This window comes from Kitasatospora sp. NPDC056651 (genome assembly GCF_042792155.1).
In the GTDB taxonomy this organism is placed as follows: Bacteria; Actinomycetota; Actinomycetes; order Streptomycetales; family Streptomycetaceae; genus Kitasatospora.
Genome location: NZ_JBHTWX010000003.1, coordinates 1 through 24,907, shown reverse-complemented (window position 1 = coordinate 24,907; position 24,907 = coordinate 1). Strand labels below are relative to the sequence as shown.

At 71.4% G+C, this 24,907-nt stretch carries 25 protein-coding genes; 9 read left to right on the top strand and 16 right to left on the bottom strand.

The annotated features are described in order from the left end of the window. Nucleotides 1–21 precede the first annotated feature (21 nt). From ACFRAR_RS02680 to ACFRAR_RS02670, 3 genes are read right to left on the bottom strand one after another with little or no spacing between them, the layout of a single operon-like run. On the bottom strand, nucleotides 22–939 hold the full coding sequence (locus tag ACFRAR_RS02680; RefSeq protein ID WP_380693956.1) for an ABC transporter ATP-binding protein: 918 nt from the start codon (nucleotides 937–939) through the stop codon (nucleotides 22–24). A 20-nt stretch (nucleotides 940–959) separates the two neighbouring features. Further along, nucleotides 960–1,859, bottom strand: coding sequence for an ABC transporter permease subunit (locus ACFRAR_RS02675; protein WP_380693954.1), 900 nt, complete (start codon nucleotides 1,857–1,859; stop codon nucleotides 960–962). Continuing rightward, complete coding sequence (locus tag ACFRAR_RS02670; RefSeq protein WP_380693951.1) at nucleotides 1,843–2,898, bottom strand: ABC transporter ATP-binding protein; 1,056 nt, start codon at nucleotides 2,896–2,898, stop codon at nucleotides 1,843–1,845. The genes ACFRAR_RS02675 and ACFRAR_RS02670 overlap by 17 nt, the downstream gene beginning before the upstream one ends. A gap of 216 nt (nucleotides 2,899–3,114) precedes the next feature. Here ACFRAR_RS02670 and ACFRAR_RS02665 point away from each other — a divergent pair, with 216 nt between their 5' ends. Genes ACFRAR_RS02665 through ACFRAR_RS02650 form a run of 4 tightly spaced genes read left to right on the top strand, consistent with a single transcriptional unit; the run spans nucleotide 3,115 to nucleotide 6,915 of the window. Continuing rightward, nucleotides 3,115–3,564, top strand: coding sequence for a hypothetical protein (locus tag ACFRAR_RS02665; protein WP_380693949.1), 450 nt, complete (start codon nucleotides 3,115–3,117; stop codon nucleotides 3,562–3,564). 11 nt (nucleotides 3,565–3,575) lie between these two features. Further along, a complete protein-coding gene (locus ACFRAR_RS02660) occupies nucleotides 3,576–5,858 on the top strand; it encodes a hypothetical protein (protein WP_380693947.1) in 2,283 nt (760 codons plus the stop codon). Beyond that, nucleotides 5,855–6,406, top strand: a complete 552-nt coding sequence (locus ACFRAR_RS02655; protein ID WP_380693944.1) for a hypothetical protein — start codon at nucleotides 5,855–5,857, stop codon at nucleotides 6,404–6,406. The genes ACFRAR_RS02660 and ACFRAR_RS02655 overlap by 4 nt, the downstream gene beginning before the upstream one ends. Next, nucleotides 6,403–6,915 (top strand): hypothetical protein, encoded by a 513-nt coding sequence (locus ACFRAR_RS02650; protein ID WP_380693942.1) that lies wholly within the window; start codon nucleotides 6,403–6,405, stop codon nucleotides 6,913–6,915. Before ACFRAR_RS02655 ends, ACFRAR_RS02650 begins: the two co-directional genes overlap by 4 nt. Nucleotides 6,916–6,943: 28 nt before the next feature. Here the strand turns inward: ACFRAR_RS02650 and ACFRAR_RS02645 are convergent, their stop codons facing one another. The 3 genes from ACFRAR_RS02645 to ACFRAR_RS02635 form a co-directional block, all read right to left on the bottom strand. Then, complete coding sequence (locus ACFRAR_RS02645) at nucleotides 6,944–7,570, bottom strand: hypothetical protein (protein WP_380693940.1); 627 nt, start codon at nucleotides 7,568–7,570, stop codon at nucleotides 6,944–6,946. Between the two features lie 158 nt (nucleotides 7,571–7,728). Beyond that, on the bottom strand, nucleotides 7,729–9,474 hold the full coding sequence (locus ACFRAR_RS02640) for a hypothetical protein (protein WP_380693937.1): 1,746 nt from the start codon (nucleotides 9,472–9,474) through the stop codon (nucleotides 7,729–7,731). Nucleotides 9,475–9,645: 171 nt separating this feature from the next. Continuing rightward, complete coding sequence (locus ACFRAR_RS02635; RefSeq protein ID WP_380693935.1) at nucleotides 9,646–10,533, bottom strand: LLM class flavin-dependent oxidoreductase; 888 nt, start codon at nucleotides 10,531–10,533, stop codon at nucleotides 9,646–9,648. Between the two features lie 79 nt (nucleotides 10,534–10,612). Here ACFRAR_RS02635 and ACFRAR_RS02630 point away from each other — a divergent pair, with 79 nt between their 5' ends. Then, nucleotides 10,613–10,927 carry a hypothetical protein gene (locus ACFRAR_RS02630; protein WP_380693933.1) on the top strand — a complete coding sequence of 105 codons (315 nt, stop codon included), beginning with the start codon at nucleotides 10,613–10,615 and terminating at the stop codon, nucleotides 10,925–10,927. A 602-nt stretch (nucleotides 10,928–11,529) separates the two neighbouring features. Here the strand turns inward: ACFRAR_RS02630 and ACFRAR_RS02625 are convergent. The 4 genes from ACFRAR_RS02625 to ACFRAR_RS02610 all read right to left on the bottom strand — a co-directional run bounded on the left by ACFRAR_RS02625 (nucleotide 11,530) and on the right by ACFRAR_RS02610 (nucleotide 15,162). Then, the gene (locus ACFRAR_RS02625) at nucleotides 11,530–11,997 is read right to left on the bottom strand and encodes a HEPN domain-containing protein (protein ID WP_380693931.1); all 468 of its coding nucleotides are present in this window, start codon (nucleotides 11,995–11,997) and stop codon (nucleotides 11,530–11,532) included. Then, the gene (locus ACFRAR_RS02620; RefSeq protein ID WP_380693929.1) at nucleotides 11,994–12,590 is read right to left on the bottom strand and encodes an ArsR family transcriptional regulator; all 597 of its coding nucleotides are present in this window, start codon (nucleotides 12,588–12,590) and stop codon (nucleotides 11,994–11,996) included. Before ACFRAR_RS02620 ends, ACFRAR_RS02625 begins: the two co-directional genes overlap by 4 nt. Nucleotides 12,591–12,966: 376 nt before the next feature. Further along, nucleotides 12,967–13,890 (bottom strand): hypothetical protein, encoded by a 924-nt coding sequence (locus ACFRAR_RS02615; RefSeq protein WP_380693926.1) that lies wholly within the window; start codon nucleotides 13,888–13,890, stop codon nucleotides 12,967–12,969. Between the two features lie 360 nt (nucleotides 13,891–14,250). Further along, a complete protein-coding gene (locus ACFRAR_RS02610; RefSeq protein ID WP_380693923.1) occupies nucleotides 14,251–15,162 on the bottom strand; it encodes a serine/threonine-protein kinase in 912 nt (303 codons plus the stop codon). A gap of 86 nt (nucleotides 15,163–15,248) precedes the next feature. Here ACFRAR_RS02610 and ACFRAR_RS02605 point away from each other — a divergent pair, with 86 nt between their 5' ends. The 3 genes from ACFRAR_RS02605 to ACFRAR_RS02595 all read left to right on the top strand — a co-directional run bounded on the left by ACFRAR_RS02605 (nucleotide 15,249) and on the right by ACFRAR_RS02595 (nucleotide 17,429). Beyond that, the gene (locus ACFRAR_RS02605) at nucleotides 15,249–15,794 is read left to right on the top strand and encodes an RNA polymerase sigma factor (RefSeq protein WP_380693920.1); all 546 of its coding nucleotides are present in this window, start codon (nucleotides 15,249–15,251) and stop codon (nucleotides 15,792–15,794) included. Then, a complete protein-coding gene (locus ACFRAR_RS02600) occupies nucleotides 15,791–16,651 on the top strand; it encodes a hypothetical protein (protein ID WP_380693918.1) in 861 nt (286 codons plus the stop codon). Before ACFRAR_RS02605 ends, ACFRAR_RS02600 begins: the two co-directional genes overlap by 4 nt. A gap of 94 nt (nucleotides 16,652–16,745) precedes the next feature. Next, nucleotides 16,746–17,429: a hypothetical protein gene (locus ACFRAR_RS02595; protein WP_380693916.1), complete on the top strand. Its 684-nt coding sequence runs from the start codon at nucleotides 16,746–16,748 to the stop codon at nucleotides 17,427–17,429. A gap of 66 nt (nucleotides 17,430–17,495) precedes the next feature. Here ACFRAR_RS02595 and ACFRAR_RS02590 read toward each other — a convergent pair whose 3' ends face one another. After that, nucleotides 17,496–17,684, bottom strand: coding sequence for a hypothetical protein (locus tag ACFRAR_RS02590; protein ID WP_380693914.1), 189 nt, complete (start codon nucleotides 17,682–17,684; stop codon nucleotides 17,496–17,498). Nucleotides 17,685–17,846: 162 nt separating this feature from the next. Between ACFRAR_RS02590 and ACFRAR_RS02585 the strand changes: the two genes are divergently transcribed. Next, nucleotides 17,847–18,713 carry an HAD family hydrolase gene (locus ACFRAR_RS02585; protein WP_380693912.1) on the top strand — a complete coding sequence of 289 codons (867 nt, stop codon included), beginning with the start codon at nucleotides 17,847–17,849 and terminating at the stop codon, nucleotides 18,711–18,713. 63 nt (nucleotides 18,714–18,776) lie between these two features. On the opposite strand, the gene ACFRAR_RS02580 is transcribed toward ACFRAR_RS02585, so the two are convergent. The 5 genes from ACFRAR_RS02580 to pstC form a co-directional block, all read right to left on the bottom strand. Continuing rightward, nucleotides 18,777–19,691 carry a phosphate ABC transporter ATP-binding protein gene (locus ACFRAR_RS02580; RefSeq protein ID WP_380693910.1) on the bottom strand — a complete coding sequence of 305 codons (915 nt, stop codon included), beginning with the start codon at nucleotides 19,689–19,691 and terminating at the stop codon, nucleotides 18,777–18,779. A 23-nt stretch (nucleotides 19,692–19,714) separates the two neighbouring features. Beyond that, on the bottom strand, nucleotides 19,715–20,626 hold the full coding sequence (locus ACFRAR_RS02575; RefSeq protein WP_380693908.1) for a sortase: 912 nt from the start codon (nucleotides 20,624–20,626) through the stop codon (nucleotides 19,715–19,717). Beyond that, nucleotides 20,623–22,422: a phosphate ABC transporter substrate-binding protein PstS gene (locus tag ACFRAR_RS02570; RefSeq protein ID WP_380693906.1), complete on the bottom strand. Its 1,800-nt coding sequence runs from the start codon at nucleotides 22,420–22,422 to the stop codon at nucleotides 20,623–20,625. Before ACFRAR_RS02570 ends, ACFRAR_RS02575 begins: the two co-directional genes overlap by 4 nt. Nucleotides 22,423–22,460: 38 nt before the next feature. Further along, nucleotides 22,461–23,714 (bottom strand): phosphate ABC transporter permease PstA, encoded by a 1,254-nt coding sequence (gene pstA / locus ACFRAR_RS02565; protein WP_380693903.1) that lies wholly within the window; start codon nucleotides 23,712–23,714, stop codon nucleotides 22,461–22,463. A 64-nt stretch (nucleotides 23,715–23,778) separates the two neighbouring features. After that, nucleotides 23,779–24,810, bottom strand: a complete 1,032-nt coding sequence (gene pstC, locus ACFRAR_RS02560; RefSeq protein WP_380693901.1) for a phosphate ABC transporter permease subunit PstC — start codon at nucleotides 24,808–24,810, stop codon at nucleotides 23,779–23,781. Between the last annotated feature and the right edge of the window lie 97 nt (nucleotides 24,811–24,907).

Here is a 24,907-nt window from a genome sequence, read left to right as displayed (position 1 = left end):
CGGTCCCCGCGGCGGCGGCGCTCACGCGGAGACCAGGTACGAGAAGACGCTCTCCAGCGATTCGTCCGCCGGGGAGACGGTGTACAGCCGGATGCCGGCCTCCCGGGCGACCCGGGGCAGCAGGGTGGTGAAGCCCTGGAAGTTCACCGCCTCGATCCGCAGCGCCCGGTCCCGCTCGTCCACCTCGATGCCGGTGGTCGAGCCGTCGGCGATCAGCGCGGCGGCGAGCCGGCGGTCGTCGCTGGAACGGACGAGGTAGCGGTGCGGGCGGTCGGTCATCAGCCGGCGGATCCTGCGGAAGTCGCCCGAGGCCGCGTGCCGTCCGGCGACCACCACCTCGATGTGCCGGGCCAGCTGCTCGACCTCCTCCAGGATGTGCGAGGAGAACAGCACCGTGCGGCCGTCCTCGCCGAAGCGGCGCAGCAGGTCCATGAGCTGGAGCCGCTGGCGCGGGTCCATGCCGTTGAAGGGCTCGTCGAGCAGCAGCACGGACGGGTCGTGGACCAGCGCCGAGGCCATCTTGACCCGCTGCTTCATGCCCTTGGAGTAGGTGCCGGTGCGGCGGTCCTTGGCGTACGCCATCTCCACCAGGTCCAGCGCCCGGCGGGCGGCGGCGCCCGGCTGGGGCAGGCCGTGCAGTTCGGCGTTGGCGAGGACGAACTCCCAACCGGTCAGGTAGTCGTACATCGACTCCCGCTCGGGCACCAGGCCGATCTGCCGGTACACCTGCTGGTTGCGCCAGATCGGCGCGCCGTCCAGGGTGACGGAGCCGCTGGAGGGGGCCAGGAAGCCGCTCATCATGTGGATGAGGGTGGACTTGCCCGCGCCGTTCGGCCCGAGCAGGCCGGTGATGCCGGGGCCGATGTCCATGGTGATGTCGTTGACCGCGACCACGTTCCCGAACCAGCGGGAGACCTTGTCGATGCTGATGGTGGCCATGCCGCCTCTCCTCTCAGATCTCAGATGGTCCGGTAGCGGCGCAGCAGCAGCCGGTACGCGCCGACCACCATGGCCACCGCGACGAGCACGAACACCAGCGCCCCGAGGCCGCCCGGCGCGTGCCGGCGGTCGAGCCCCTCGCCGAGCCCGAACAGCTCGTTGACCAGGGACTCCACCAGGTCGGTGGGCGAGATCAGCGACGTCCACTGCGCGGTGTCGGAGCCGGTCGTCCCGGGGTTGCTGATCCCGACCGCGGCGGCCCCCAGCGCGGCGCTGATCGTCAGGTAGCCCATGATCGCGGCCACCCCGAAGCCCCGGCGCGGGGTGGCGGCCGCGATCACCACGGCCACCGAGGTGGGCACCAGGGCGTACAGCACGGCCGCGGCCAGGCCGTACAGGAAGTGGCCGGTGTTGTGCGCGAAGTCCATCCCGCCGAGCAGCGCGCCGACGTAGAGCACCAGCAACGGGGCCGCCATCAGCAGCAGTTGGGCGCAGGCCATGGCGCCGAACTTGGCCCGGACGTAGTCGGCGCGGGTGATCGGGCGGGAGAAGTAGAGCGGGACGGTCTGGTAGCGCAGGTCCCGGGAGAGCAGCACCGGCGCCTGGGAGGCCAGGAAGACCGAGACCACCAGGCTCAGCATGGAGAGGTAGCCCGCGTAGTCGACCGGCAGCTCGGGCCGCTTCATCACGACCGAGAGCGCCACCATGACCATCGCGGGCACGGTGACCGCGCCCAGCACCAGCATCGGCAGCACCTTGGACTTGCCGGAGCGGCCGAGCCCGTACGCGGCGCGCAGGCTCTGGGTGAAGAGCGCGCGGGTGGCGTAGGAGCGGCCGAGCCGGGGTCCGGTGTAGCCGCGGTAGCCGATGTCGTGGATGACGCCGGTGTCGGCGGACCTGCGCTCAGGAGGCAGCGGCATCGTTCGTCCCTCCCTTGCTCTGCTCGGGCCGGCCGGTCTGCTCGGGCCGGTCGGTCTGATCGGGCCGGCCGGTCTGTTCGGGCCGGTCGGCGCCCCGGGCGTCCTGCTCCCGGGACTCGGTGAAGAGCTCGGCGACCCGGTGCCGGCGCTGCTCCAACCGGACCAGGCCGAGGCCGAGTTCGGCGACGGTGTCGCGGATGGTGTCGTACGTCGACTCGTCGGCCAGCCGGACCAGCAGCTGGTGCGAGCCCTCGGGCTGGACGGACAGTCCGGCCGCGGCGAGCCGCTCGCGCAGCGCCGGGCCCGGTTCCCCGGCGTGGTCGTCCGGGAAGTCGCCGACCTCGACGGCGAGGACGGCCGTCGCCTCGGTGAAGGAGGCGGTGGAGGAGGAGCGCAGCAGCTTGCCGCCGTCGATCACGACCAGGTGGTCGCAGGTGCGCTCCAGCTCGCCGAGCAGGTGGGTGGTGACCAGCACCGAGATGCCGAAGTCGGTGTGCACCCGGCGGATCAGCCCCAGCATCTCGTCCCGGCCGACCGGGTCGAGGCCGTTGGTCGGCTCGTCCAGCAGCACCAGCTTCGGGTCGTGCACCAGCGCCTGGGCGAGTTTGACCCGCTGTTTCATGCCGGTCGAGTAGCCGCCCATCGGGCGGTACCGCTCCTCGTACAGGCCGACGTGCCGCAGGGTGTCGGCGGTGCGCTCACGGGCGGCGGTGGCGGGCAGGCCCGCCATCCGGGCCATGTGCACCACGAACTCGGTCGCGGAGACGTCCGGCGGCAGGCAGTCGTGCTCGGGCATGTAGCCGACCCGGGCGCGGATCTCGGAGCCCTGGGTGGCGATGTCCAGGCCGAGGACCTCGCCCCGGCCGGAGGTCGCCGGGGCGAGCCCGAGCAGGATCTTGATCAGGGTGGACTTGCCCGCACCGTTGGCCCCGACCAGGCCGACCACGCCCGGCCGCACCTCGACGGTGAGCTGGTCGAGCGCGGTGACGCTGGGAAACCTCTTGGTGAGGCCGTCCGTCTTGATGACAGCTGTGGACACGTTCACCAACGTAACGGCCCTCTGCCGCACGGGTCATGAGCTGGAATGACGAGGCCGCCTGCTGCTGCGGGATGACGTCCGGCCCCCGCACCCCTAGGGGTTCGGCACAAGCGGAGGCCCCCCTGTACCCTTTGTCGAAATCTTGGCGTCTTTGACGAATTCTTTGCCGACGGGGGTGCCGGAACAGCGAGCCGGCACGGAGGGGAAGCGAGCGACATGACTGATCGGGCGACGGCGTTCGACCGGATGATGAACCCATGGGCCTACGACGCGGACGGCAACCTGACCGACCAGGCCCGCGCCCAGGAGACGGCTCGCACCCGGATCAACTCCGCGTCGGCCTCGACGGACGGCGGCGGGGGCGGGGGCGGGGGCGGCGGCTTCAGCGCCGACCCCAACGCGATCGCCACCGCGGGGAACAACTCCGACCAGATCCACGCCCGCCTCAACACCGACGGCCGGGCCGCCGACGAGGCCACCGCCAAGGTCTCCACCTCGCTCGCCAACTGGAGCACCGGCAAGGCCGCCCAGGGCGCCACCACCACATGGGACCAGTGCGTCGCCGCCCTCGGCGGCACCATCGGCCAGACCACCCAGGCGCTGCGCGCCACCGCCACCAACTACCAGCGCAACGAGTCGGCCACCCAGGCCGGCTTCACCGGCTGAGGGGGCCCGCCATGGTCGACTTCCACGAGCTCAGCACCGCCGACTTCGGCGTCCTGGACACCGCCTCCACCGCCTGGACCAACGTGGCCGTGAAGCTCCAGTCACTGGACAACGACTGGGACAGCACGGTGATAGCCAAGGTCAACTCCGCGTGCTGGAGCGGCCCTTCGGCCGACCAGGCCCGGCCCGGCCTCCAGCGCACCAACGAGCAGCTGACCGCCGCCGTCACCGAGGCCAACGCCTTCGCCTCGATATTCAAGGAGGCCTCGGCCGAGTTCAAGGCGGCCAAGGCCAAGCTGGACAAGTCCGTCGCGGACGCCCGGACGGCCGGACTGACCGTCACCGACACCGGCACCGTGAGCTGGCCCCCGGCCGACAACGCCACCCGGCACGACTACGAGGCCCTGCGGGACTACCAGCGGGAGTGGGGCGACAAGGCGGAGGCCGCCCGCAAGGCGATCGACACCGCCGTCGCCGAGGCCAACGCCGCCGACGAGCGGATCGCCTACGCGCTGCGCGCCGACAGCATGACCGACCAGGCGAAGTCCTTCAACGGCAAGGCCATCGGCGGCGGCCCCGAGGCGGACGGCAAGCGCGCCGCCCAGCTCGCCGCCAAGGGCGGGGACATCACCGATCCCGAACTCACCGAGCTGAACTCGCTGCTGGCCTCGCACGGCGACGACCCGAAGTTCGCCACCAAGTTCTACCAGGACCTCGGCCCGGACGGCCTGATCAAGTCCTGGAACTCCATGGTCGGCGACCCGGCGCACCCACGCGACGACAAGTCCGCCCGCTGGAAGGCCTACGAGCAGCTCCAGAAGAACCTCGGGCTCACCCTGGCCACCGCCACCCGCACCACCAACGAGCCGCACCTGTCGGACGAGTGGAACGCGGCCCTGCGCAAGGCCGGCTCCCAGCAGGTCTGGGACAAGCCCTACCGGGCCTCCGGCCTGGACTACCAGCCGTACGGCTACCAGGTGCTCTCCGGCATCCTGATGAACGGCAACTACGACGCCCACTTCATCAACCCCATCGCCGAGCACGTCACCCAGCTCGACACCCAGGACCGGTACTGGCCGGCCCCGCCGCCCGGTTCCCGGATCCAGGGCTTCAACCTGGCCGGAGGTGCGGAGGCCGGCGCCGGCTTCCGCCCCACCACCGCCATCCTGGACGCGCTCTCGCACAGCCCGGAGGCGGCCACCAAGTTCTTCTCCGAGAAGCCGACCGCGTACAACGAGGACGGCACGGTCAACCAGGGCGGCAAGCCCAAGCCCGCGGACTACCTCACGTACTACTCCCACGACAAGGACTGGGTCCCGGACACCAGCGCACGGGACCCGAAGGCGTGGGACGCGAGCAAGCAGTCCGGTCCGGCGGCCCTCGGCCGCGCCCTGGAGGCCGCCACCACCGGCCACCCGGGCGACGAGCCGGGCCCCGTGCCGGCTGCCAGGCACACCCCCGAGCAGGCCGACCTGATGAAGCGGGTCGTGGACACCTTCGGCCGGAGCGACGGCAACGGGGTGCTGGAGGACATCAAGGGTGACGGGAAGCTCGCCCCGTTGCGGGCGAACCTCGGGCACATGACCGCCGAGTACATCGGAGACGTACAGAGCTCGCTCTCCGCCACCCACGAGCTGCCGGTCAACGGTTCCCCGGCCCACCTCGACAAGTCCAGCGTGGGCGGCCTGCTGGACGCGCTCGGACGGGATCCGGAGACCTACGGCGCGGTGGTCAACGCCAACCAGGCGTACACCACCGCTCTCATCCGCGGCCACATGGACGCCGGACAGACCGACTTCGCCCGGCTCAACGTCGACATCAACAACGTCGCCCACGCCGGCGGCATCGCCAGCGGCATCCTCAACGAGGCCAGGGTCGACGAGGTGCACTACCAGCACGCCAAGTCCGACAAGGAGTTCAACGAAGCGCTGGAGAAGAACGTCGGCTACGGCAAGGACGCCTTCAACAGCATCATCGGCACGGTGACCGAGAAGATACCGGTCGGCGGCGAGATAGCCGGCCAGATCGTCGATTCGATCGCCGAGAGCGTGATCGAGGCCAACAAGCAGGACACCACGGCAGCCGGCAACCAGACGGCACGCGACAGCAATGCCGGTGCCCAGAACCAGGCGGTGGGGAGCGTCAAGCAGGCCATCGAGGACGCCGCCCGCACCTCCGGCATGAGTGAGGCGGACAGACTGCGTCTCGAGGAGAGCGCCGGGATCAGCGTGATCAACGGGTACACCGTCGGGGTCACCAACAACCACGTCGGCCACGCGCCGGGCAACGCATGACCGGGTACGGAGGACGCCGGGCGCTGCCCGCCGTGGCCGTGGCCGTGGCCGTCGTGGCCGCCGGAGCGGTCGGCTACCTGGACTGGCGGGGCCACCGGCCGGTCGAGTCGGCCGGCCGGGAGCCCTATCTCTGCACGCTGCCCACCGGTGCCGACACCCCGCTCGGACGGCTGCTGCCGCCCGGCGGGCAGGACGTGGAGGAGAGGTCCAGGAACCGTCCCTCCGATCCCGTGTCCTGCGCGATCCGCGTGGACGGGCGCACCGCGATCACCGTCTCCGCCGCCTTCCACGACGGCGGGCCCACCCTCTCCCCCGAGGCGGCCAAGCACCCGGATGCCCGCGGTTTCGGCGCGGGCGAGGTGGCTGCCTCCTGGCCCGGCGGCGCGACCGTCTCCGACTACTGCCAGGGCGGGCCGGCCGGCCACGTCCAGTTGGTCGTCACCGCCGGTGAGGCGGCCCGGGGCGGCCCGGCCGACCGGCAACAGACGGACCTGGAGAAGATCGCCCAGGACCGGCTGCAGAAGAGCATGAAGGACGTCTGCCGGTGAAACGCTTCCGACTCGTGATCGCGGGCTCGACGGCCCTCCTGCTGGGCGGCGGCCTGCTCGGCTGGCACGTGTACCTCGACCAGAGCAGGTACCGGCCACCGGCCGTCGCCCTGTCGCACGGGGAATGCAGGGGCACTCTCGACGCCCCGGGGTTCTCCGCGTTGCTGGGGCACACCCCCAGGGTCTTCGTGGAGACCGGGTTCCGCCCTTCGACGCGGGACACCACGCCCGGCATGGACTGCCGGATCGAAGGCCAGGGCGGGCGAGTGCTCCAGGTCATGGCGAACAGCGCCACGTACCCCGGCAACGGCCTCGACGGGGAAGTCGCCTTCGGCTGCACCCTGAACGACAAGGTCGAGCCCTACCGGGCCGCGCTCAGGTTCGGAAAGGTCCCCTCGGCCGACATCCCCGACCGGAAGCACGTGACCGAGCTCCTGACCGGCTTCGCCCAGCGGGCCGCCCAGGAGCTCGGCTGCGCCGGCGGCGCCGAGTCGGTCACCGAGGTGTGAGCCGCCCGGCACCGCCGCCGACGATCCGTCAGCTGTGCGGCCGCTCCCACAGATCGGTGACCTTGCCGGAGGCGTCGACCGTCATCCTGTAGTCGCCGCCGCCCGAGCAGGGGTAGACGCCCTTGGTGCTCGCCGGATCGGCGATGCACTCGTTGACGTGCTTCACCAGATCGGCCACGTTGACGTCCTTCGACGGGACCATCACCGAGTTCAGGTGGATCTTGACGGTCGGCGCGAACGGCGCGCTCCTGTCCGCGCCGACCGGCTCGAAGATGACGTCGTTCACGCCGCAGGCGTCCTTGGTGTCCTTGTAGACCAGGGCCGTCGCGCTGGTGCCCTTCACCGGGATCACCCACTTCTGCCCGGCGGGATCCGGATCGTGGGTGCAGAAGCCCTCCGGCTCGTCCGAGGACTTGGCGGTCGGCTTGTCCGCGGGCTTGGCGGTGGACTTCCCGGCCGGCTTGCCGGTGGGCGCGGCCCCGGTCGGGGCCGCCGTCGCCGGTGCGGCACCGGTCGCCGGGGCGGTGGTCACGGTGGCCGCCCCGCCTCCCGCGCCCTGGTCCGAGGAGTTGTCCGGTCCACAGGCCGCCAGACCGAACGCGGCGGTGGCGGCCAGGGCGGCGACGAGAAGTCTGCTGGAGCTGGAAGAAGGCATGACGAAGGAACCCCCCGTGGTGACGCATGATCAGATCGTTGGTGCGGCGCACAGACTAGCGTCCGCGCCCGACATCGCACCGGCGGCGCGGCGGCGGCCCGCCCGGAAACGGCGACGGGTGCCACCCCGGGGGATGGCACCCGTCGAGCAGGCGAGGATCAGGGACGGCCGACGGCGGTCGTCGCCGGGGCGACCGGCAGTCGCAGCGGGTTCACCAGCGGGGTGCTCCCGGCGGCGGACGGCGCCGGAGCGGCCGACTTGGCGGTCGCGGCGGCCTTCGCGCCGACGCCGGTGGTGTAGTAGCCGAACATGTCGATCACCAGGTGGGTGCTGCCGACGTGGTTGAAGGTGTCCACGTAACCGTTGGCACCCACCGTGGCGTTGACCATGTTGGGGATGGTCTGGCCCGCCGAGAAGTTCAGGTTCGAGGCGTCCGGCAGCCCGACACCGGTCGGGGCCGAGTCCGCCGGGGCGCCGTCGGGGTACACGGTGACGTAGCTGTCCATCGTCGGGTCGGTGACCGTCACGTTGAGCAGCAGCGAGCCGATGCCCCAGTCGCGCGGCTTGAGACCCCAGCCGAGCAGCGAGTAGCCGCCGCGCAGCGGGTGGTTGGTGGTGCGGCTGTCGTACGAGCGCTCGGGGGCGCCGGTGACCAGCACGCCGTCGGTGGTCTGGCCGCTGGTGTCCGGGACGAAGTAGCCCGAGGCGTCGACCACGATGTCGACCGGCGCGAACGCCGAGCTGAAGACGTCCACCAGGCAGCCGGTGCCGAGCCGGGCGATCGCCATGTTGGAGATCGTCTGCCCCGTGGTGAAGTTGAGGCTCGACGCGTTCGGCAGCGCCTGGCCGTGCGGGTAGACCGTCAGGAAGCCGACGCCCTGGGGGTCGGTGACGGTCACGTTGAGCGCGGCGGCCGTCGCGTCGTACGGGATCCGGGCCTGGCTGCACAGGTTCACCGTGACCGTGCCGCGGGCCGGCACGTGGGTGGCCCGGGTGTCCAGCACCCGCTTGGGGGTGAAGCCGGTGTAGACCGCCCCGGTGGTGTCCGGGACGTAGTAGCCGGTGACGTCGGCGACCAGGTCGAGGTTGCCGTCCGAGCCGTTGAGCAGCTGGACCGCGCCGCCGTCACCGAGCTGGACCGTCACCGCGTTGGGGATGGTCTGCCCCACGGTGTGGTTCAGGTTGGAGGTGATCGGGGCGGGCCGGCCGGCCGGGTAGACGGTGACGAACCCGGTGTCCGCGGCGTTGACCGCGGTGACGTTCATGACCACGGCGACGGCGTTGGCCGGGATGCCCGCGGTGCCGGCGACCTTGAGCGTGGTGACGCCGCGGCCCCGGAGCGTGGTGCCGTTGCGGGTGTCCAGCAGGCGCTGCGGAGCCATCGACACGTAGGTGCCCGCGCTGCCCACCGAGATGTCCAGCGGCTTGGCCAGCGGGGTGCCGGCCGCACCGTAGCTGTGGGTGCCGTTCGCGTCGGTGACGGCGATCTCCAGCGCGTACAGGCCGGGCTGGCAGCCCGTCGGCAGCGAGCCGTTCGGGCCCTGGGTGGTGCCGGCCCCGGCGAACGGCAGGTTCAGCGAGACCGACGTCGACAGGGTGCCGTCCGGGAACGTGGCCGAGGCCGTCGGCGCGCAGCCCTGGGCGGCCGGGCCGTGCGCGGTCACCGTGACCTTGGAGATCGCGATCGCGTCGGACACCGGGAAGGACACCGGCGCGGTGCCCCCGGCGGGCGACAGCTTGCTCTGGAAGGACACGTCGCCGATCGTGACGGCATCGGCCTGCGGAGCGGGGGCGGCCGATGCCGCCGGGGCCACGAGACCCGCCGCGGCGAACCCGGTCACCGCCGACAGGGCGACCGCGGTGGACCGGCGCAGCCGGCGGCCCTTGGATATGTCTCTGGTCATGCCGTCCCTCATCTTGGACTCGACACACGCGGCCGGGGCGTGGGAAGTCCGCGACTCCAGAACCACCCCCCGGGGAATCGCCCAGATCCTAGCGGTCCCCGCCGACGCCGCCCGCCGGAGCACCCCCCGGAACGGCCCCGCCCCGCCCCGGCCCGGCCCGCCCGGCAGGGCTCAACCCAGCTGGGAGAGCCCCTCGGTGGCGATCTCCTCGAAGACGGCGAGGTCGGTCGCGTAGATCGAGTCGGGGATCGGCCAGTGGATCACCAACTCCGTGACACCCAGCTCCCGGTACGTCCCGGCCCAGTCCACGAAGGCGCCCACCGACTCCAGCGGCTTCTCCGCGGTCGAGCCCTGGAGCAGCACCTTCTCCAACTCGGCCGCGTCCCGGCCGACGGCCCCGCAGGCCTCCGTCAGCTTCTCGATCTGCCGCGCGACCACGCCGGGCGCCTGCGCCACCGGCACGTCCGCCGGCCCCTTCGGGTCTCCGTACGTCACCCAGCCCTGCCCGTACTCGGCGGCCAGCTTCAGCCCGCGCGGACCGGCCGCGGCGACGTAGAACGGCACCCGCGGGGTCTGCACGCAGCCGGGGATGTTCCGGGCCTCGACCGCCGAGTAGTACGTGCCCTCACGGGTCGTGGCGTCGTTGGTCAGCAGCTCGTCCAGCAGCGGCAGGAACTCGCCGAGCCGGTCCGCCCGCTCCCGCGGCGACCACGCCTCCTGCCCCAGCGCCGTCGCGTCGAAGCCCGTCCCGCCGGCCCCGATGCCCAGCGTGAGCCGCCCACCGGACACGTCGTCCAGCGTGATCAACTCCTTCGCCAGCGTCACCGGGTGGCGGAAGTTCGGCGAGGTCACGAGCGTGCCGAGGCGCAGCCGCTCGGTGGCGCAGGCGGCCGCCGTCAGCGTCGGCAGCGAGCCGAACCAGGGCTCGTCCTGGAAGGACCGCCAGGAGAGGTGGTCGTAGGTGTAGGCGGTGTGGAAGCCGAGCTCCTCGGCCCGCCGCCAGATCTTCTGCCCCTCGCTCCACCGGTGGACGGGGAGGATCACGGTGCTCAGTCGCATGCAGTGACGATACGCGCAAAATCGGCAGTGCCTCGGGCCGCCCGCAAGTCGGCACGGACAGGTCGGTTAGCGTGGCGCCATGGGCACGTTGAGCAGGCGAGAACTGGCCGCGCTGGTCGATGAGGCGACGGTCGACACCTACGACGAGCACGAGCAGGTGTCGGCTCTGTTCGCCACAGTCGAGGAGAACCTGGTGGTGCCGTTCAGCACCTCGGTGCTGGGCGTCGAGGTGACCGTGCGCGGCGTCGACCTGTCGCGGGACGGAAGGATCGTCGCCCGGTGTACCCGCGGAGGGTTCCGGCAGGTGATCGGGCTGCTGGACCTTCCGCTGCCTGACCCGGCTCCGGACGGAGCGGAATGGGTCGAAGCGTACCGCTACTACTGGGCGCAGTGAGCGTCGGAACCTTCAGGACCGGGAGGGCTCGCATGACTGCTGTTGTACGGAGCAAGGACGAGGCGTCGTTGCGAGGCCTGATCGAGCGAAGCTCCGAACTGAAGGGCGAACTCGTCTCCTTCGCCCAGGGGCCGCGCTTCGACCGATGGTTGACGCCACTCCTCCTGGAGGCCGCCGGGCCTCAGCGGCAGTTGGAGGAAGGCGATGCGATCCGGATCATCGACAACTTCATCCTGCGGTACCGCCTGCCGGACGGTTCGACCGTGGTGGACCGGTTCATCGCCGGGCGACGGGACCTGATCGAAGCCGATCGGGCGATGCTGCTCGGTTGGCGTGACCCGGTCGAAGGCATCTTCGAGGTCCAGCGCAAGGACGGGGATGCCCTTGTCCTGCTGAACCTGGTCGACGACCTGGAGTACCGCACGTACTCAAACGTCGGGCGGGCGGCCTTCCGCAGAGTGTCCAAGGGCGGATTCCTCCTCACCTGCCTGGTACCCGTTCACTCGGCAGACGGGGCGTGGCTGATCTCGGGTGCGATGTCGTCCTGGACGAGTACCGCCCCAGCCCGATCATCTGTAAGCGTGGACGCCAACTTTCGACGATCAGTAGCGACCCATGTGCGGCATGGCCTTTTCCGCCAGCTCGATGATCGCCTGCGCTTTCGGCAGATCTCCCCTGACCTCCTCGGGGGTGACCGGCGGAGCTTCGGCAGATCGGTATTCGCTCTCGTTCCGGCGGACACGCATGCGGTTGAACGGTCGCAGGATGGTTCCGAGCGGCGGGTCCAGCTGGGCCTTCACTGTCTCGTAGACCGTGACATGGCCTCCCCTGCTCGTGGCGCGAAGTCCCTGGTTCACCAGGACCGCCGCCAGCGCCTTGCGCGCAGCGTCATAGGCAAGGCTGTATGCGCCGACCGGGTCGACGTCGAGTAGCAGCTGCGCAGAGGCCAAGTGCTGTCGGGCCTGGGCGAGTTCCGCCTCCGCGTTCTCCGTCGAGGCCGGCACCCTCTCGACCTCCCTGCGATGGATCAGGTCGTCAACGAATGCCCGGCCCTGCTCCCAGCGGCTCATTCGCGGCTCTCCTCGCGCAGTTGCAGGCGGACCAGCGGTCGCTCGCGGACCGAGGTCAGGAATGGTTCGTCACTCGGCGATGTCCACGCCTCCGGGGTGACACGGTGGACGTTGACGTCCCGGCGCAGCTCCCCAGATGCACGCTCGGCGAGATCGAAGAGTTCGTCCGGATCGGGTCGTCCGATGACCAAGACGTCGATGTCCGCTGGGATCGGTCCTGGCGCGCCGCTATGACGGGCTGCCCAGGAACCGTAGATGTACGCCTCGTCGACGCCATCCAGATCGGACAGGAGCGCACTCAAGCGAGGCATCGGCCCGTACGTCACCAGCAACAGGTCGCAAAGCGGCCGGTACAGGACAGTGTCGGTCCTGGCTGTGATGACTCGGGTTCGCCCGACCCGCTCCTCCGAGAGGATCTCCGCGCCGACCAGTCGGTCCACCTCGCGGAGGACAGCTGTGTGCGAGGACTCCAACTCCCCCGCAAGCGCGGTGAGTGTCCAGCTGCGATCCGGGTGCAGCAGGACGAGCGCCAGTAGGTCTCCCTGCAGCTGGGACCGGAAGAGCGGAAGTAGCGAGGGTGCCGACATCTTCATCAAGCGCACAATATCATGCGCGTAATGCATACATCTCTCTGAAGTTTTGTCGCTACCAAGGGTTAAGTGACGACGGGTGGACGAGGCTTGACCGAGGCCGTCGGCGTGCGGTCCTGAGTCGCTCTGTGGTCGTGGCCGCTGCCACCAGCGTGGGGACCGCCCCGAGCCATGGTTCGTCCTGGAGCGTGGCGCAACGGGTGCATTGGGCAGCAGGAGGGCGCCGCCGAGCGGCGAATCCAGCTGGGGCTTTACCGCCTCGTACGCGGCGACATAGCCGCCTCGGCTAGTGGCACGGATTTCGTGGTTCATCGAGACCGCAAGTGTCTTGCGCGTGACGTCGCAGCCTGGCGGGGGAACATATGACCCCTGGCGAGGATTAAGTTCGCCTGGCGAACGGAGCCAAGGTCACGGTTGGCATGGGATCCTCGCTCGGGTTCCAGACGAAGGACCGTGGCTTCCTGTTCTCGACCCAGGCGTTGAAGGCCAGAAGATAGGTGGCGATCTGCCCCTTGGCGATATCACGGGTCGCGTGGATTTTTACCCGGCCAGCCTCGCTGGCGGCCTTGGCGGCGATACTTTCGATCGCTCTCTTCTTCATTGCCTCACGCAGGTTCAATCGAGGATCATTTCCGGGGAGCATCGCACCCGTGATAAGACCCTCCTCCCACCTCTCCCATTGTCCAATTGTGAGATCCCTACGTTCCCGTCGAGTGATGTAGGCGGCTGCGGCGGCGGCAGATGGCGTAATTCGGATCGCCTTCCAGAGGCGAAGGCCGAAGTGAGTAGCTTCCCCTACGCCGGGCATCTTCTCGGCCAGCGCAAGGTGCTCCTCGTTGGTCATGCTGCTACTGGAAGATGAGAAACTGTTTGCATCATAAGCTGCGATGAGCTTAATGGTGGCGGCAAGGGTGGCCGTGTTCTTGTGGCCGGCAATACTGAGAGAGTTTGCGGCGCTGCGATGGTAGTTGATATCTAGGACAGCAAAACATTCCGCCGGGACGCCGCAGAAGACCGGAAGCCAGACCGGGCGATCGCCGGCAGCAATGGCCGCGAGGCGGTGCTGTCCGTCAATCAGGTTGCCGTCGGGGTCAAATGCAATTCCCTGATGCGTCAGCTTCCAGCGACCCTCGTCAATCGCCGCCCGCCATTGCTTGACTTTCGAGTTGGAGATGGGGCGGTTGTTCTTGATGTTGCGCTCGAACCACTCCTTTGCCAGCTCGGGCGTGACGAGGGTGAGCGTCATCGTGATCTCCGCTGGCGGCGTCAGGCCATCACCCAGTGAGAGCTGTCGGCTGGTCATGCGGAAATAATACACGGCCCAGTGGGGGATGAATCCCGGAGCTGGAACCGCCTAGTGTGGGGTCTGAAATTGGAACAAATTTCCTAATGATTGGATTGTATTGGTGGCAATATCGATTAATGATTCAGCGCTGCCACGGTCTGTGCCGATCTCGACCATCTGCTCGGTGAGGTGCCAACGGGGGCGGTGCTATCCCTGCGGAGATTGACGGGAGATGCCGTCGGTGTAGAGCAAGGTGGTGACCCGGTCGACGGGTTGAGGGCGCAGTCTGCGGCGAAGAGGACGGGCTCCTTCACGCGTTTGCGGCCGGATTCCTCTCTAGGGACACGACCGCCGGTGCGGACCGGCTTCCTGTCGGATTCAGCGCCGCAGCCAGCCCAGCAGGGCCGCCGCCGTGAACACCGTGCCCGACGCCAGCCAGACCGCGCGCGGGGTCAGCCACCCGGGGCCTTCCAGGGGCCGGGACTGCGGGACCGGAGCCAGCAGCGCGTCCGCGAAGGCCCGGGCGGTCGGCGGCCGGTCCGCCGGCTCGACGGACATCGCGGTCCGCAGCAGCAGGGCGACGTTCGGCGGGAGCTCCGTCCCGGCCGGGAGCGCCGGCAGCGTCGAGGCGGTCGGCTGGTCGGTCAGCAGGGCGGTGGCGCGTCCGCCCGGGCCGAACGGCTTCTGCCCGGTCAGCAGCTCGTAGGTCACGACGGCCAGCGCGTAGACGTCGGCCCTCCCGTCGAACCCACCGGTCTGGAAGGCCTGTTCCGGTGCCATGTACGCGGGCGTGCCCGTGGTCACCGTCAGCCCGGACGCGTCGGCCAGCTGCTTCGCGCTGCCCAGATCCGCCACCAGCACCGCGTCGGGCGCGGGGTCGGTGGCGAGCAGCAGGTTGGACGGCTTGACGTCGCGGTGCACCACGCCCGCCTCGTGCAGGACCTGGACCGCGTAGCCCGCCTCCGCGGCCAGCCGCAGCGCCTCCTGCGGCTCGCACTGCCCGACCCGGTCCGCGAGGGTGCCGCCGCGTACGTAGTCCATGACGAAGTAGGGCCGGTCCTCCTGCACCCCGACGTCGTGCACCCGGACCACCCGCGGGCTGGCGATCCGGCGCAGCAGCCTCGCCTCCGCCAGGAACCGCTCGCGCACATCGGCGTTGGCGGCCCAGTTCTCGGCCAGCACCTTCACCGCGACCTCGGTGTCGAGCTCCGGATCGTAGGCCTTCCAGACCGTGGCGAAGGAGCCTGCCCCGAGCCGCTCCAGAAGGAGGTAACGGCCGAGCTTGCGCATGTGGCAGCATTCTGCCGGAGTCGGGGGGAGTATGGAACTTCCGTTCGGCGGTGGGATGCCGGGCGGGACGGAACGGGGGGATCCGGGTGTTCGAGGACGGCGAGCTGGAACGGCTCGTGACGGCCGCTCAGGCGGGGGACCCGGGGTCGGTGGAGTACCTGCTGGCCAAGCTGCGGCCGGTGGTGCTGCGCCGCTGCTCGCGCTTCCTGCCCCACCACGCCGACGCGGAGGAGGCGGCGCAGGACGCGCTGCTGTCCATCAGCACGCACCTGGGCGAGTACGGGGGCCGCGGCTCCTTCCTGGGCTGGGTGACGGTGATCGCCTCGAACGCCGCCCGGTCCACCTACCGCTCGATGCGCCGGCGCGCCGAGGACAGCCACGCCGACCTCCCCGAGCCCGTGGACCCGCGCACCACCAGCGTCATCGCCGGGACCAGGCTCGACCTGATGGAGGCGCTGGCCGCGCTGGAGCGGCAGCACCCCGCCCTGGTGGAGTCCTTCGTGCTGCGCGACCTGGGCGACCTGACCTACGCCCAGGTGGCCGAGGAGCTGGGTGCCCCGTTAGGCACGGTCAAGGACCGCATCCACCAGGCCCGCCGCTTCATGCGCGAGCGCCTGGTCACCGGTCCGTGAACGGCGGTCCCGCGGCGGGCGGCCGCCGGGTCGTCGTCCGTCCCCGGTCCGCCGTCGTCGCCCTGGTGGCGGCGGGCGCGCTCGGGCTGGCGACCGGCCGGTTCGTCCTGCCGCCGCCCCCCGGTGCCATCGCGCACCCGGCCGCGCGGTCGGCTGCCGCGGTCGACGGGGCGTCCCAGGACGCGTCCGCTCCCGCGGCGCCCGGCGTGTCCGGCCCGACACCCGCGTCCTCGGCCTCCGGCGCCGGCCCCGGCTCCGACGCGCCGACCGGTGCGACCGGGCTGGTGACGACCGCGAACCTGCTGGACCCCGCGGCGTTCGGCCCGGACATCGACACCGGGCGGATCCACGTCACCGACCGGTACGGCGACGGGAACTACGCCAACCCGACCTGCACCGGCGAGAAGACCCTCACCCAGACCCTGGGCGGGCCCGGCGCCCACTTCCGCGGCCTGATGACCGGCACCCGCACCGGTCCGGACGACCCCACGCAGGCCTTCGACCACGCCGACCAGGTCGCCCGTGAGGTCGCCGCCGAGACCCAGAGTCCTTCCCTGGCGGAGAACTTCGCCCAGCGCCTGCTGCTGGAGCAGGTGCCCTGCCAGGAGGAACCGGTAGGGCACTGGGTCTACGGAAGGACGACGACGCTCCGGCTCGCCCCGGACGTCACCGCGAGCTGGATGGGCGTGTACCAGGGCACCCTCAACACCACCGGCAGGGCACCCGAGGGCACGGAGCCCTGCGGCGGCATCGCCGTGCTGCGCAGCGGCAACCACTACGGGGTGCTGGAGGTCGGCGCCTGCCTGGGGACGGCCGCGATGGACCGCGTCGTCAGGACCGCTCTGTCACAGCTGTGAAACAGCCGGTCCGGGCTCCAACTTTCCCTCCCGCGGCGGCATCTCCCCGGTTGTACGAGGACGCAGCAGGCGTCCCGACCAGCAGGGGGACCAGATGACCGAGAACCGGGCAGTCCAGCAGAAGTCCGTTCGCCGCAACCGGGTCGCCGCCGCGGCCTGCTGCGCCGCCGCACTGATCGCGGTCAGTGTCGTCGGCAGCCAGTCGGCCACCGCCGACGGGGCCACGCACCGTACGGCGGCCGCCCGCCCGGCCGCGGCCGCCGCGCCCGGACTCGGGTCCGCCGCCCTCGTCCAGAGCGAGGACTTCCGGCGGGGCCCGAACCCGACCGGCGCGACCATCGAGCTGGCCGGGCGCCAAGGGCTGTCCGCGTGCTCCGGGGAGGAGACGATGCGCAGCCAGACCAACGGCCAGGCCACCGCGTACGCGTCCGTGACCTGGACCTTCGACACCACCGGCCGACTGACCGAGTCGGCCGCGAGCGCCCCCACCGGGACCACGGCCGCCGCCTGGGAGCAGCAGTTCGTCGCGCTCCTCCAGGACTGCCAGGACGAGCCCGCCGGCCACTGGTACTACGGCGCGGCCCACACCCTGACCGTCAACGGCGGCACCGCCCACTGGTACCCGGCCTACAACGGCGACGGCGTCTTCAGCGGCGGGGCCGCGGTCCTGCGCAGCGGCACCAGGGTCGCCGTCCTCGAAGTCACCGGCCGGCCCACCGACGCCCCGAGCTACGTCGAGGGCATCGCCACCGCGGCACTGAACCGCCTCCCCTCCTGAACGGGGGCCCGGCTCCGCCCGCGCCGCCGGGCGGAGCCGTGCGGAACCGGGCGGAACCGGGCCGCCCTACGGGTGCGGGCGGGTGCGCTGGGTGGGGAGGGAGGGCGCGGCGGTGCGGCGGGCGAGGTCGGCGAGGGTGTGGAAGAGGACGTCGCCGAGCAGGACCGGGTCGCGCGAGGCTTCGGGGGCCCGCCCCGCACGGGGGTCGGGGTGGGCGGTCGGGGGCGGCTGGTCGCGGAGCTGGCGTGTGGGCATGGCTCTTCCTGCCGACGGGGTGGCCGTGGCGATTTCCTGCCCGCCGGGGCCAGGCCCGCACCCCGGATGCGGGCGGATCGGCCGGAAACGGCGCATGAAGGGCTTGATCACGGTGCGGACGGGGGCCGGCCGCGGGCCGCCGCCGGTGACCGGGCGGCGCCGATGGGCGAAGATGGACCGGTGACCGAACCCCGTACCGCGCCCCGCCTCATCGCCACCGACCTGGACGGCACCCTGCTCTGCTCCGGCGGCACCGTCTCCGACCGCACCGCCGCGGCACTGGCGGCGGCCGAGGCGGCCGGGGTGCAGGTGGTGTTCGTGACCGGGCGGCCGCCGCGCTGGATGCAGCAGGTGAGCCCGCACATCGGCGGCCACGGCGTGGCGATCTGCTCGAACGGCGGCGCGGTGGTGGACGTGCGGCGCGGCGAGCTGCTGGAGACCTTCCCGCTGCCGGTGGAGACCACCCTGGCGGTGGTCGAGGCGCTGCGGGCCAAGCTGCCCGGCACCGCGTTCGCCTTCGAGTACCCGGACGGTTGGGCCCGCGAGGCCGGGTACGCGGTGCCGATGTGGGGCGGCGACGAGTTGGAGCACCACGTCGGCCCGGCGGAGGAGCTGCTGGGCGCCGGCGGCCCGGTCCGGGGCCTGTTCAAACTGCTGGCCAAGCACCCGGACCTCGACCCGGACACATTCCTCGCCGAGGCCCGGGAGGCCGCCGGGCACCTGGCCGAGATCACCCGCTCCGCGGCGATCCCGCTGCTGGAGATCAGCGCGCCCGGCGTCACCAAGGCCAGCACGCTGGCCCGCTGGTGCGCCGGGCACGGGATCGACCGGAGCGAGGTGGTGGCCTTCGGCGACATGCCGAACGACCTGGAGATGCTGGCCTGGGCCGGCACCGCGTACGCCGTCGCCAACGCGCACCCGCAGGTGCTGGCGGCGGTGCCGCGGCACACGGTGAGCAACGAGCAGGACGGCGTCGCGGCGGTGCTGGAGCGGCTGCTCGGCCTCCAGGGCGCGCCCGAGCGGGCCTGAGCGCCCGCGGGGCGCGCCCGGGCCTCCCGAGCGCGCCCCGAGCCTGCTGGGCCCTGTCCGGTCCTAGCCGAAGCGGCCGTTGACGTAGTCCGAGGTCCGCTGGTCGCGCGGGCTGCCGAAGATCTGCTCGGTCGGCCCGGCCTCGATGATCCGGCCCGGGGTGTCGTGGGTGGCCAGGAAGAACGCGCAGCTCTGCGAGACGCGCTGGGCCTGCTGCATGTTGTGGGTGACGATCACGATCGTCAGCCGCCCGCGCAGTTCGTCGATGGTCTCCTCGACCCGCCGGGTGGAGGTCGGGTCGAGCGCGGAGCACGGCTCGTCCATCAGCAGGATGTCCGGCGAGACGGCCAACGACCGTGCGATGCACAGGCGTTGCTGCTGCCCGCCGGAGAGCGCCCCGCCCGGGGTGTGCAGCCGGGTGGACACCTCGTCCCAGAGCCCGGCCCGGCGCAGGCTGGTCTCCACCAGGTGCTGGCGCTCGTCCTTGGACACCTTGATCCCGGCGAGCTTGAGCCCGCTGGAGACGTTGTCCTGGATGGACATCGCGGGGAACGGGTTGGGCCGCTGGAACACCATCCCGATCCGGCGCCGCACCTCGGCGGGGCGCCGTCCGGGCCGGTAGACGTCGTCGCCGTCCAGCAGCACCTCGCCGGCCAGGGCGGCGCCGCGCACCATCTCGTGCATCCGGTTGAGGATCCGCAGGTAGGTGGACTTGCCGCAGCCGGACGGGCCGATCAGCGCGGTGACCTCGCCGGCCGGCATCGCCAGCGAGACCCGTTCCAGCACCTTGCGGCTGCCGAACCAGGCCGAGACGTCCCGGGTCTCCAGCCCGGCCAGCGGCTCGCCGTCGGGGTACTGGTCCCCCTGGTACTGGTCGCCGGTGTACCGGTCGTCGGTGTACGGGGCGACCGGGGGGAGGGTGATGGTGTCGGCGACCGGATCGGTCGCCGGAGTGTCGGTCAGTGGTGCGTCGGTCATCGGAACGGTCCTCCGGGCGCGCGTCAGTAGAGGTTGGGCAGCAGGGCGGCGGCGTTCTCGTAGACCGCCCAGAGCAGCGCGCCGACCACCGGCGCGAGGCTGAGGTACGCGACCGAGCGCCGCCAGTACCGGGCCAGCACCAGGGCGCCGGCCACCGCGCCGAGCAGGCCGAGCGACCACAGCTGGAGCGTGGCCAGCGCACCCTTGTCCGCGGCCAGCGCCTTGTCGTACGGGACGGTCGCGGGCCGGCCGCCGGGGTTCTGCTCCGGGGCGCCGTCCAGCCGGGCGCCGATCAGCACGGTGGAGCCTGGGATCCAGTCGGAGTCGCCGGTGACCAGCACCAGCCGGTTGCGGGCCGGGTCGCCGATCGGGTGGTCGCCGTCGCCGTACGCGTTGACGGTGTAGGTGAACTTGCCCTGGCCGGTGGTGGCTTCGATCTTGTCGCCGACCCGCAGCTTGGACAGCGAGGCGAACGGCGCCCCGAAGGTGGCGCCTCGGCCGAAGACCACCGCGACCCCGCGCTGGCCGGGCAGCGCGGTGTCCCGGCGGTGGCCGGGGCCGCGCATCAGGTCCCGGCCGGTGGTGCCCTCGACCACCACGGCCTGGTGCAGGCCGATCGCCGGGATGTCCAGCAGCGCCACCGGGGCGCCGTCGGCGGCCGCACCGGTCGGGGCGACCGCCCGGGCCAGCTGGTCGCGGAAGGTCTTGTACCCGGTCGACTGGTAGTGCCGCTGCTGGACGTTCGAGAGCGTGAACAGGAACCCGACGAAGCCGAGCACCAGCGCGGCCGCCAGGCTGACCGCCCAGGCGCCCTGGAGGAAGCGCCGCCGTCCGGCGGAGACGGCCGGCCGGGTGGGGGCGGCGGGCGCCGCGGGCCCGGGCTGCGGCGCCGGCGCGGGCCGGACGACGGGCTTCTCCAGCACCGGGGCGGTCACGAGGTGCCGCCCGAGCTCTTGCGGCGGCGCAGCAGCCGGCGGCCGAGCAGCGGCGGGACGAGCACCACGGCGAGCAGTTCCACCGCGGTGAGGGAGGACAGCATCCAGTCCTCGGGCTTGCCGCTGATCTCGACCACGTTGGCCGCCACCTCGGTGGCGCCGCCGCCGGTGCCGCGGCCGCGGGCGACCACCTGGCCGGTCTGCGGGTCGATCACGTCCCCGGTGCCGTCGCCGGCGCCGGCCGCGTTCGGGTCTGCGCCGGCCGCGTTCGGGTCGCCCGCGCCGCCGGCCGTGCCGTCACCGGCACCGCCCGTGCCGCCCGTTCCCCCGGCGGAACCGTCCCCGGAGCCGCCGGTGCCGCCGGAACCGCCCGCCGCACCACCGGAACCACCGGCCGCGCCGCCGGAACCGGCGGGGTCCGACCCGGTCTTGACCGGCTGGCCGTTCTTCACGGTGCAGTCCAGCGGGCTGCCGGCCTTGTCGCAGGGGCTCGGCATCGGGGCGTTCTTGAGGACGGTCAGTTCCCCGGCCGAGTTGAAGGTCGGGTTGGCGCAGTTGGAGAGGGTGTTCGGGTCTACCGGGCTGGCGTTGCCGGGGATGTTCCTGGTCTGGAGCAGACCGCCCTTGACGAGGCCGCGCGGGATCGGCGAGTAGCCGAGGTCGTCCGCCTTGCCCTGGCCCTCGCACAGCACGTACGAGAGGAAGCGGCTGAGGGCGGAACCCTTGTCGTTGTTGAAGCGCGGCGGCGGCGGGTTGGCCGCACCGGCCCGCGGCACGATCAGGTAGCTGTAGCTGGAGATCGGGTACGCCCGCGGGTCGTCCATGGTGTAGACGCCGTCGAGGTTCTGCTGGAGGTAGTTCGGGTCGTCCGGCGCGGTGCTGTCGTCCACGCCGCGGATCCTGGCGGCGGTGAGCGCGACGGCGACGTTGGAGGCGGTCGGCAGCGAGTAGTAGCCGGCCTGGTTGAGCACCTTCACGACCGGCCAGTTGCTGCGCTTGGCGAAGGCGTACTCGTCGTAGCCGATGGTGCCGACGTTGCCCGGGGACTTGATGTAGCCGGCCACCACGTCGGAGCCGTTCTGGGCGACCATCCGGCCGGAGGGCGGGAAGAACTCGGTGTAGTCGCCGCAGCTCACCCCGTTGACCGACTTGCAGTAGGCCTCCCACTGGTCCTTGTGGGTGTGCTCCATCCAGCGGGTGAACTGCGCGGTGGCGCCGGAGCCGTCGGAGCGGATCACCGGGGTGATCTGCAGGTTCGGCAGCTGCTTGCCGTAGTCGGCGGTGACCTTCGGGTCGTTCCAGTTGGTGATCCGGCCGGTGAAGATGTCCACGACGGTCTGCGGGGAGAGCCGCAGGTCACGGACCTGCTTGCCGCCGACCACCAGGTTGTACATGAAGGTGGTGCCGCCCGCGGTGATCGGCACGTAGGAGTAGCCGTAGACCGGGTTCTCCCGCTCGCCGCCGCCGTTCGCGTGGCCGGACTGGCCGAGGCCGGTGTCCGGCGAGGAGCGGAACGGCACGTCGGAGGCGGTGAAGTCGTCCTGCCCGATCGCCCACTGGGTGCGGCCGGCCGCCGAGCCGACCGGGTTGAAGTTGATCTGGATGCCCTGCGGGGACACGTCCTGCCGCCACTGGTCGATGGCGGGACCGGCCCAGCTGGACCCGTCCGCGCTCAGCGAGACCGAGGCGGCGTGGGCCGGGGTCTGCCCGATCAGCAGGGAGGCCGTGGCGAGCGACAGGGACATCGCTCCTGCCAGCAGCCGGGCCATGGAGCGCCTTGCGGCCTCCCGGATCATGTGAACTCCTAGAGGGCGGAGGGTGGTTGGGCTGGACATCAGTGCTTCGCCTGCGAGTGGAGGGCGTAGGGGCGGGCAATGGCACCGAGCGCCGCCGCCTCCTGGCGGCGGGCCTCCCGGGCGATCATGCGCTTCTGCGCCCGGGTCAGCTGCCCGGGTCGGCGACCGCCGATCACGCGCGCGGTGACGAAGAGGATCAGCACCACGCCCATCAGCGTCAGACCGGCCGCGAAGCCGCGCGCGACCATGCCGTCGTACGGCTGCTTGACGTAGTTCCAGATGTAGAGCGGCAGCGAGACCTGGTGCCCGTCGAAGGGGTTGCCGTTGAACTGCGAGGTGAAGCCGGAAGTGAGCAGCACCGGCGAGGTCTCGCCGACACCGCGGGCCATGCCGAGCACCACCGCGGTCACCAGGCCGGGCCGGGCGGTGGGCAGCACCACGTTCCACACCGTGCGCCACTGGCTGCCGCCGAGCGCGTACGAGGCCTCCCGCAGGGTGCCGGGCACCAGCCGGATGACCACCTCGGCGGCGCGGGTGACGATCGGCATCATCATCACGGTGAGCGCGAGCGAGGCCGCGAAGCCGCTCTTCTCGAAGCCGAAGGTGATGATCACGACGCCGAGGATGAACAGGCCGGCCACGATGGACGGCAGCGCCGTCATCGCCTCGACCAGGGTCCGCACCGGGCGGGCCATCCGGCCGCCGACCTCGGACATGAAGACGGCCGCCGCGATGCCCAGCGGAACGGCGAACAACGTGGCCAGGCCCAGCTGTTCGAGCGAGCCGACGATCGCGTTGAGCGCGCCGCCGGAGGTGAGCGGGTCGAGCGGGCCGGTGTGCTCCATCGACTCGGTGAAGAAGTTGAGGTGCTGGGCCGCCTCCCAGCCCCGGCTGGCGACGTAGCCGATCTGGTCGGCGATCAGCGCGACCACCAGCAGCCCGGAGCTCCAGGTGACCACGGCGACCAGCCTGTCGCGCACCATCATCGGGTTCCACTGGAGCCGGCCGAGCGCGTAGTAGCCGGCCAGGAAGAGCAGGTACCAGCAGAGCAGGAAGCCGAGGGCGCCGCTGAACGGCAGCACCCGCTCGTACAGCACCCAGTCCAGTGCGAGCGAGCCGATCGCCGCGCCCGCCACGGTGAACACGTCGTCGCGGGTGACGCCACCGATCCGGAGCTTCTTCTCGGGGCCCCGGTCCCCGGCGGCGGGCCCGGGCGGCGCGGGTTCGCCGGCGGGGTCGGGTTCGCCGGCGGGGTCGGGCACCGCGACCGGCGGCAGGTCGAGCGTGGTCATCGGATGGTCCCTTCACTGTTCGGGTGACGGCGTGCCCCGTGGGCGGTTCGAGGGTTCGTCATGCTCAGTCCGCCGTCGCGGCGCCGGAGCGCGAGCGGTTGATGACGACCCCGGCCAGCACGTTGACCAGCAGGGTGAGCGCGAACAGCACCAGGCCGGCGGCCATCAGCGCGGACAGCGACAGCGAGTCCGACTCGCCGAAGCGCAGCGCGATCAGCGCGGAGATCGAGTTGGCGCCGTTCTCGAGGATGTGGGTGATGGCCTTGAAGTTCGGCGAGATGATCAGCGCGACGGCGATGGTCTCGCCCATCGCGCGGCCGAAGCCCAGCATCACCGCGCCGATGACGCCGCCCTTGCCGAACGGCAGGACCACGGTGCGGATCATCCCCCAGCGGGTGGAGCCCAGCGCGTACGCGCCCTCCCGCTCGCCCTGCGGGGCCTGGGAGAAGACCTCCCGGCTGAGCGAGGCGACGATCGGGATGATCATCAGGGAGACCACCACGCCGGCGATGAAGGTCGAGGAGGTGTACGAGGTGCCGATGTCTCCGATGCGCACCTTGAGGAAGGGAATGGCGTCACCCAGGTGGTTGGCCATCCAGCGGACGAAGCCGATGATCCGCGGCTGGAGGAAGAACAGGCCCCACAGGCCGTAGACGATGCTGGGGATCGCCGCCATCAGGTCGACGAGCGAGATCAGCGCGGCGCGCAGGCGCACCGGCGCGTACTCGGAGATGAAGATCGCGGTGCCGAGTGCCACCGGGACAGCGATGACCAGCGCGATCAGCGCGATCAGCAGGCCGTTGGGCAGGACGGCGGCGATGCCGAAGTTGTGGGCGGCGGTCTGCCACTTCTGCTCGGTCAGGAAGGACCAGCCGACCGCGCGCAGCGCGTCGGTGCCGCGCAGGACCAGGAAGAAGGCGATCAGTCCCATGATCGCGAAGACCGAGAGGCCGGCCAGCCGCAGCACGCCGCGGAACACCCGGTCGCCCGGGGTCGCGGGGGCGGTGATGGTGCGCGGGACGTCCTGATCGGGCCCGTGGTCGGGTTGGCGAGGCGCCCCGGCGTACGGTGCCGCGGGCTCAGCGGCGGATGTCATGTGTGCTCTCCGTGCTCGGGAACGGGCGTGCTCGGTGAGGGTCCGGGGCGCTGCCTCGGCGGGAGGGAAGCGCTCGGCGGGGCCGGAACGGCGGCCC

Excerpts from the sequence above, each read along its gene's own strand:
- ACFRAR_RS02680 (WP_380693956.1), bottom strand. The coding sequence starts at position 939 with ATGGCCACCATCAGCATCGACAAGGTCTCCCGCTGGTTCGGGAACGTG.
- ACFRAR_RS02675 (WP_380693954.1), bottom strand. The coding sequence starts at position 1,859 with ATGCCGCTGCCTCCTGAGCGCAGGTCCGCCGACACCGGCGTCATCCAC.
- ACFRAR_RS02665 (WP_380693949.1), top strand. The coding sequence starts at position 3,115 with ATGACTGATCGGGCGACGGCGTTCGACCGGATGATGAACCCATGGGCC.
- ACFRAR_RS02660 (WP_380693947.1), top strand. The coding sequence starts at position 3,576 with ATGGTCGACTTCCACGAGCTCAGCACCGCCGACTTCGGCGTCCTGGAC.
- ACFRAR_RS02655 (WP_380693944.1), top strand. The coding sequence starts at position 5,855 with ATGACCGGGTACGGAGGACGCCGGGCGCTGCCCGCCGTGGCCGTGGCC.
- ACFRAR_RS02645 (WP_380693940.1), bottom strand. The coding sequence starts at position 7,570 with ATGCCTTCTTCCAGCTCCAGCAGACTTCTCGTCGCCGCCCTGGCCGCC.
- ACFRAR_RS02640 (WP_380693937.1), bottom strand. The coding sequence starts at position 9,474 with ATGACCAGAGACATATCCAAGGGCCGCCGGCTGCGCCGGTCCACCGCG.
- ACFRAR_RS02635 (WP_380693935.1), bottom strand. The coding sequence starts at position 10,533 with ATGCGACTGAGCACCGTGATCCTCCCCGTCCACCGGTGGAGCGAGGGG.
- ACFRAR_RS02630 (WP_380693933.1), top strand. The coding sequence starts at position 10,613 with ATGGGCACGTTGAGCAGGCGAGAACTGGCCGCGCTGGTCGATGAGGCG.
- ACFRAR_RS02625 (WP_380693931.1), bottom strand. The coding sequence starts at position 11,997 with ATGAGCCGCTGGGAGCAGGGCCGGGCATTCGTTGACGACCTGATCCAT.
- ACFRAR_RS02620 (WP_380693929.1), bottom strand. The coding sequence starts at position 12,590 with ATGAAGATGTCGGCACCCTCGCTACTTCCGCTCTTCCGGTCCCAGCTG.
- ACFRAR_RS02615 (WP_380693926.1), bottom strand. The coding sequence starts at position 13,890 with ATGACCAGCCGACAGCTCTCACTGGGTGATGGCCTGACGCCGCCAGCG.
- ACFRAR_RS02610 (WP_380693923.1), bottom strand. The coding sequence starts at position 15,162 with ATGCGCAAGCTCGGCCGTTACCTCCTTCTGGAGCGGCTCGGGGCAGGC.
- ACFRAR_RS02595 (WP_380693916.1), top strand. The coding sequence starts at position 16,746 with ATGACCGAGAACCGGGCAGTCCAGCAGAAGTCCGTTCGCCGCAACCGG.
- ACFRAR_RS02590 (WP_380693914.1), bottom strand. The coding sequence starts at position 17,684 with ATGCCCACACGCCAGCTCCGCGACCAGCCGCCCCCGACCGCCCACCCC.
- ACFRAR_RS02585 (WP_380693912.1), top strand. The coding sequence starts at position 17,847 with ATGGGCGAAGATGGACCGGTGACCGAACCCCGTACCGCGCCCCGCCTC.
- ACFRAR_RS02580 (WP_380693910.1), bottom strand. The coding sequence starts at position 19,691 with ATGACCGACGCACCACTGACCGACACTCCGGCGACCGATCCGGTCGCC.
- ACFRAR_RS02570 (WP_380693906.1), bottom strand. The coding sequence starts at position 22,422 with ATGATCCGGGAGGCCGCAAGGCGCTCCATGGCCCGGCTGCTGGCAGGA.
- pstA (WP_380693903.1), bottom strand. The coding sequence starts at position 23,714 with ATGACCACGCTCGACCTGCCGCCGGTCGCGGTGCCCGACCCCGCCGGC.
- pstC (WP_380693901.1), bottom strand. The coding sequence starts at position 24,810 with ATGACATCCGCCGCTGAGCCCGCGGCACCGTACGCCGGGGCGCCTCGC.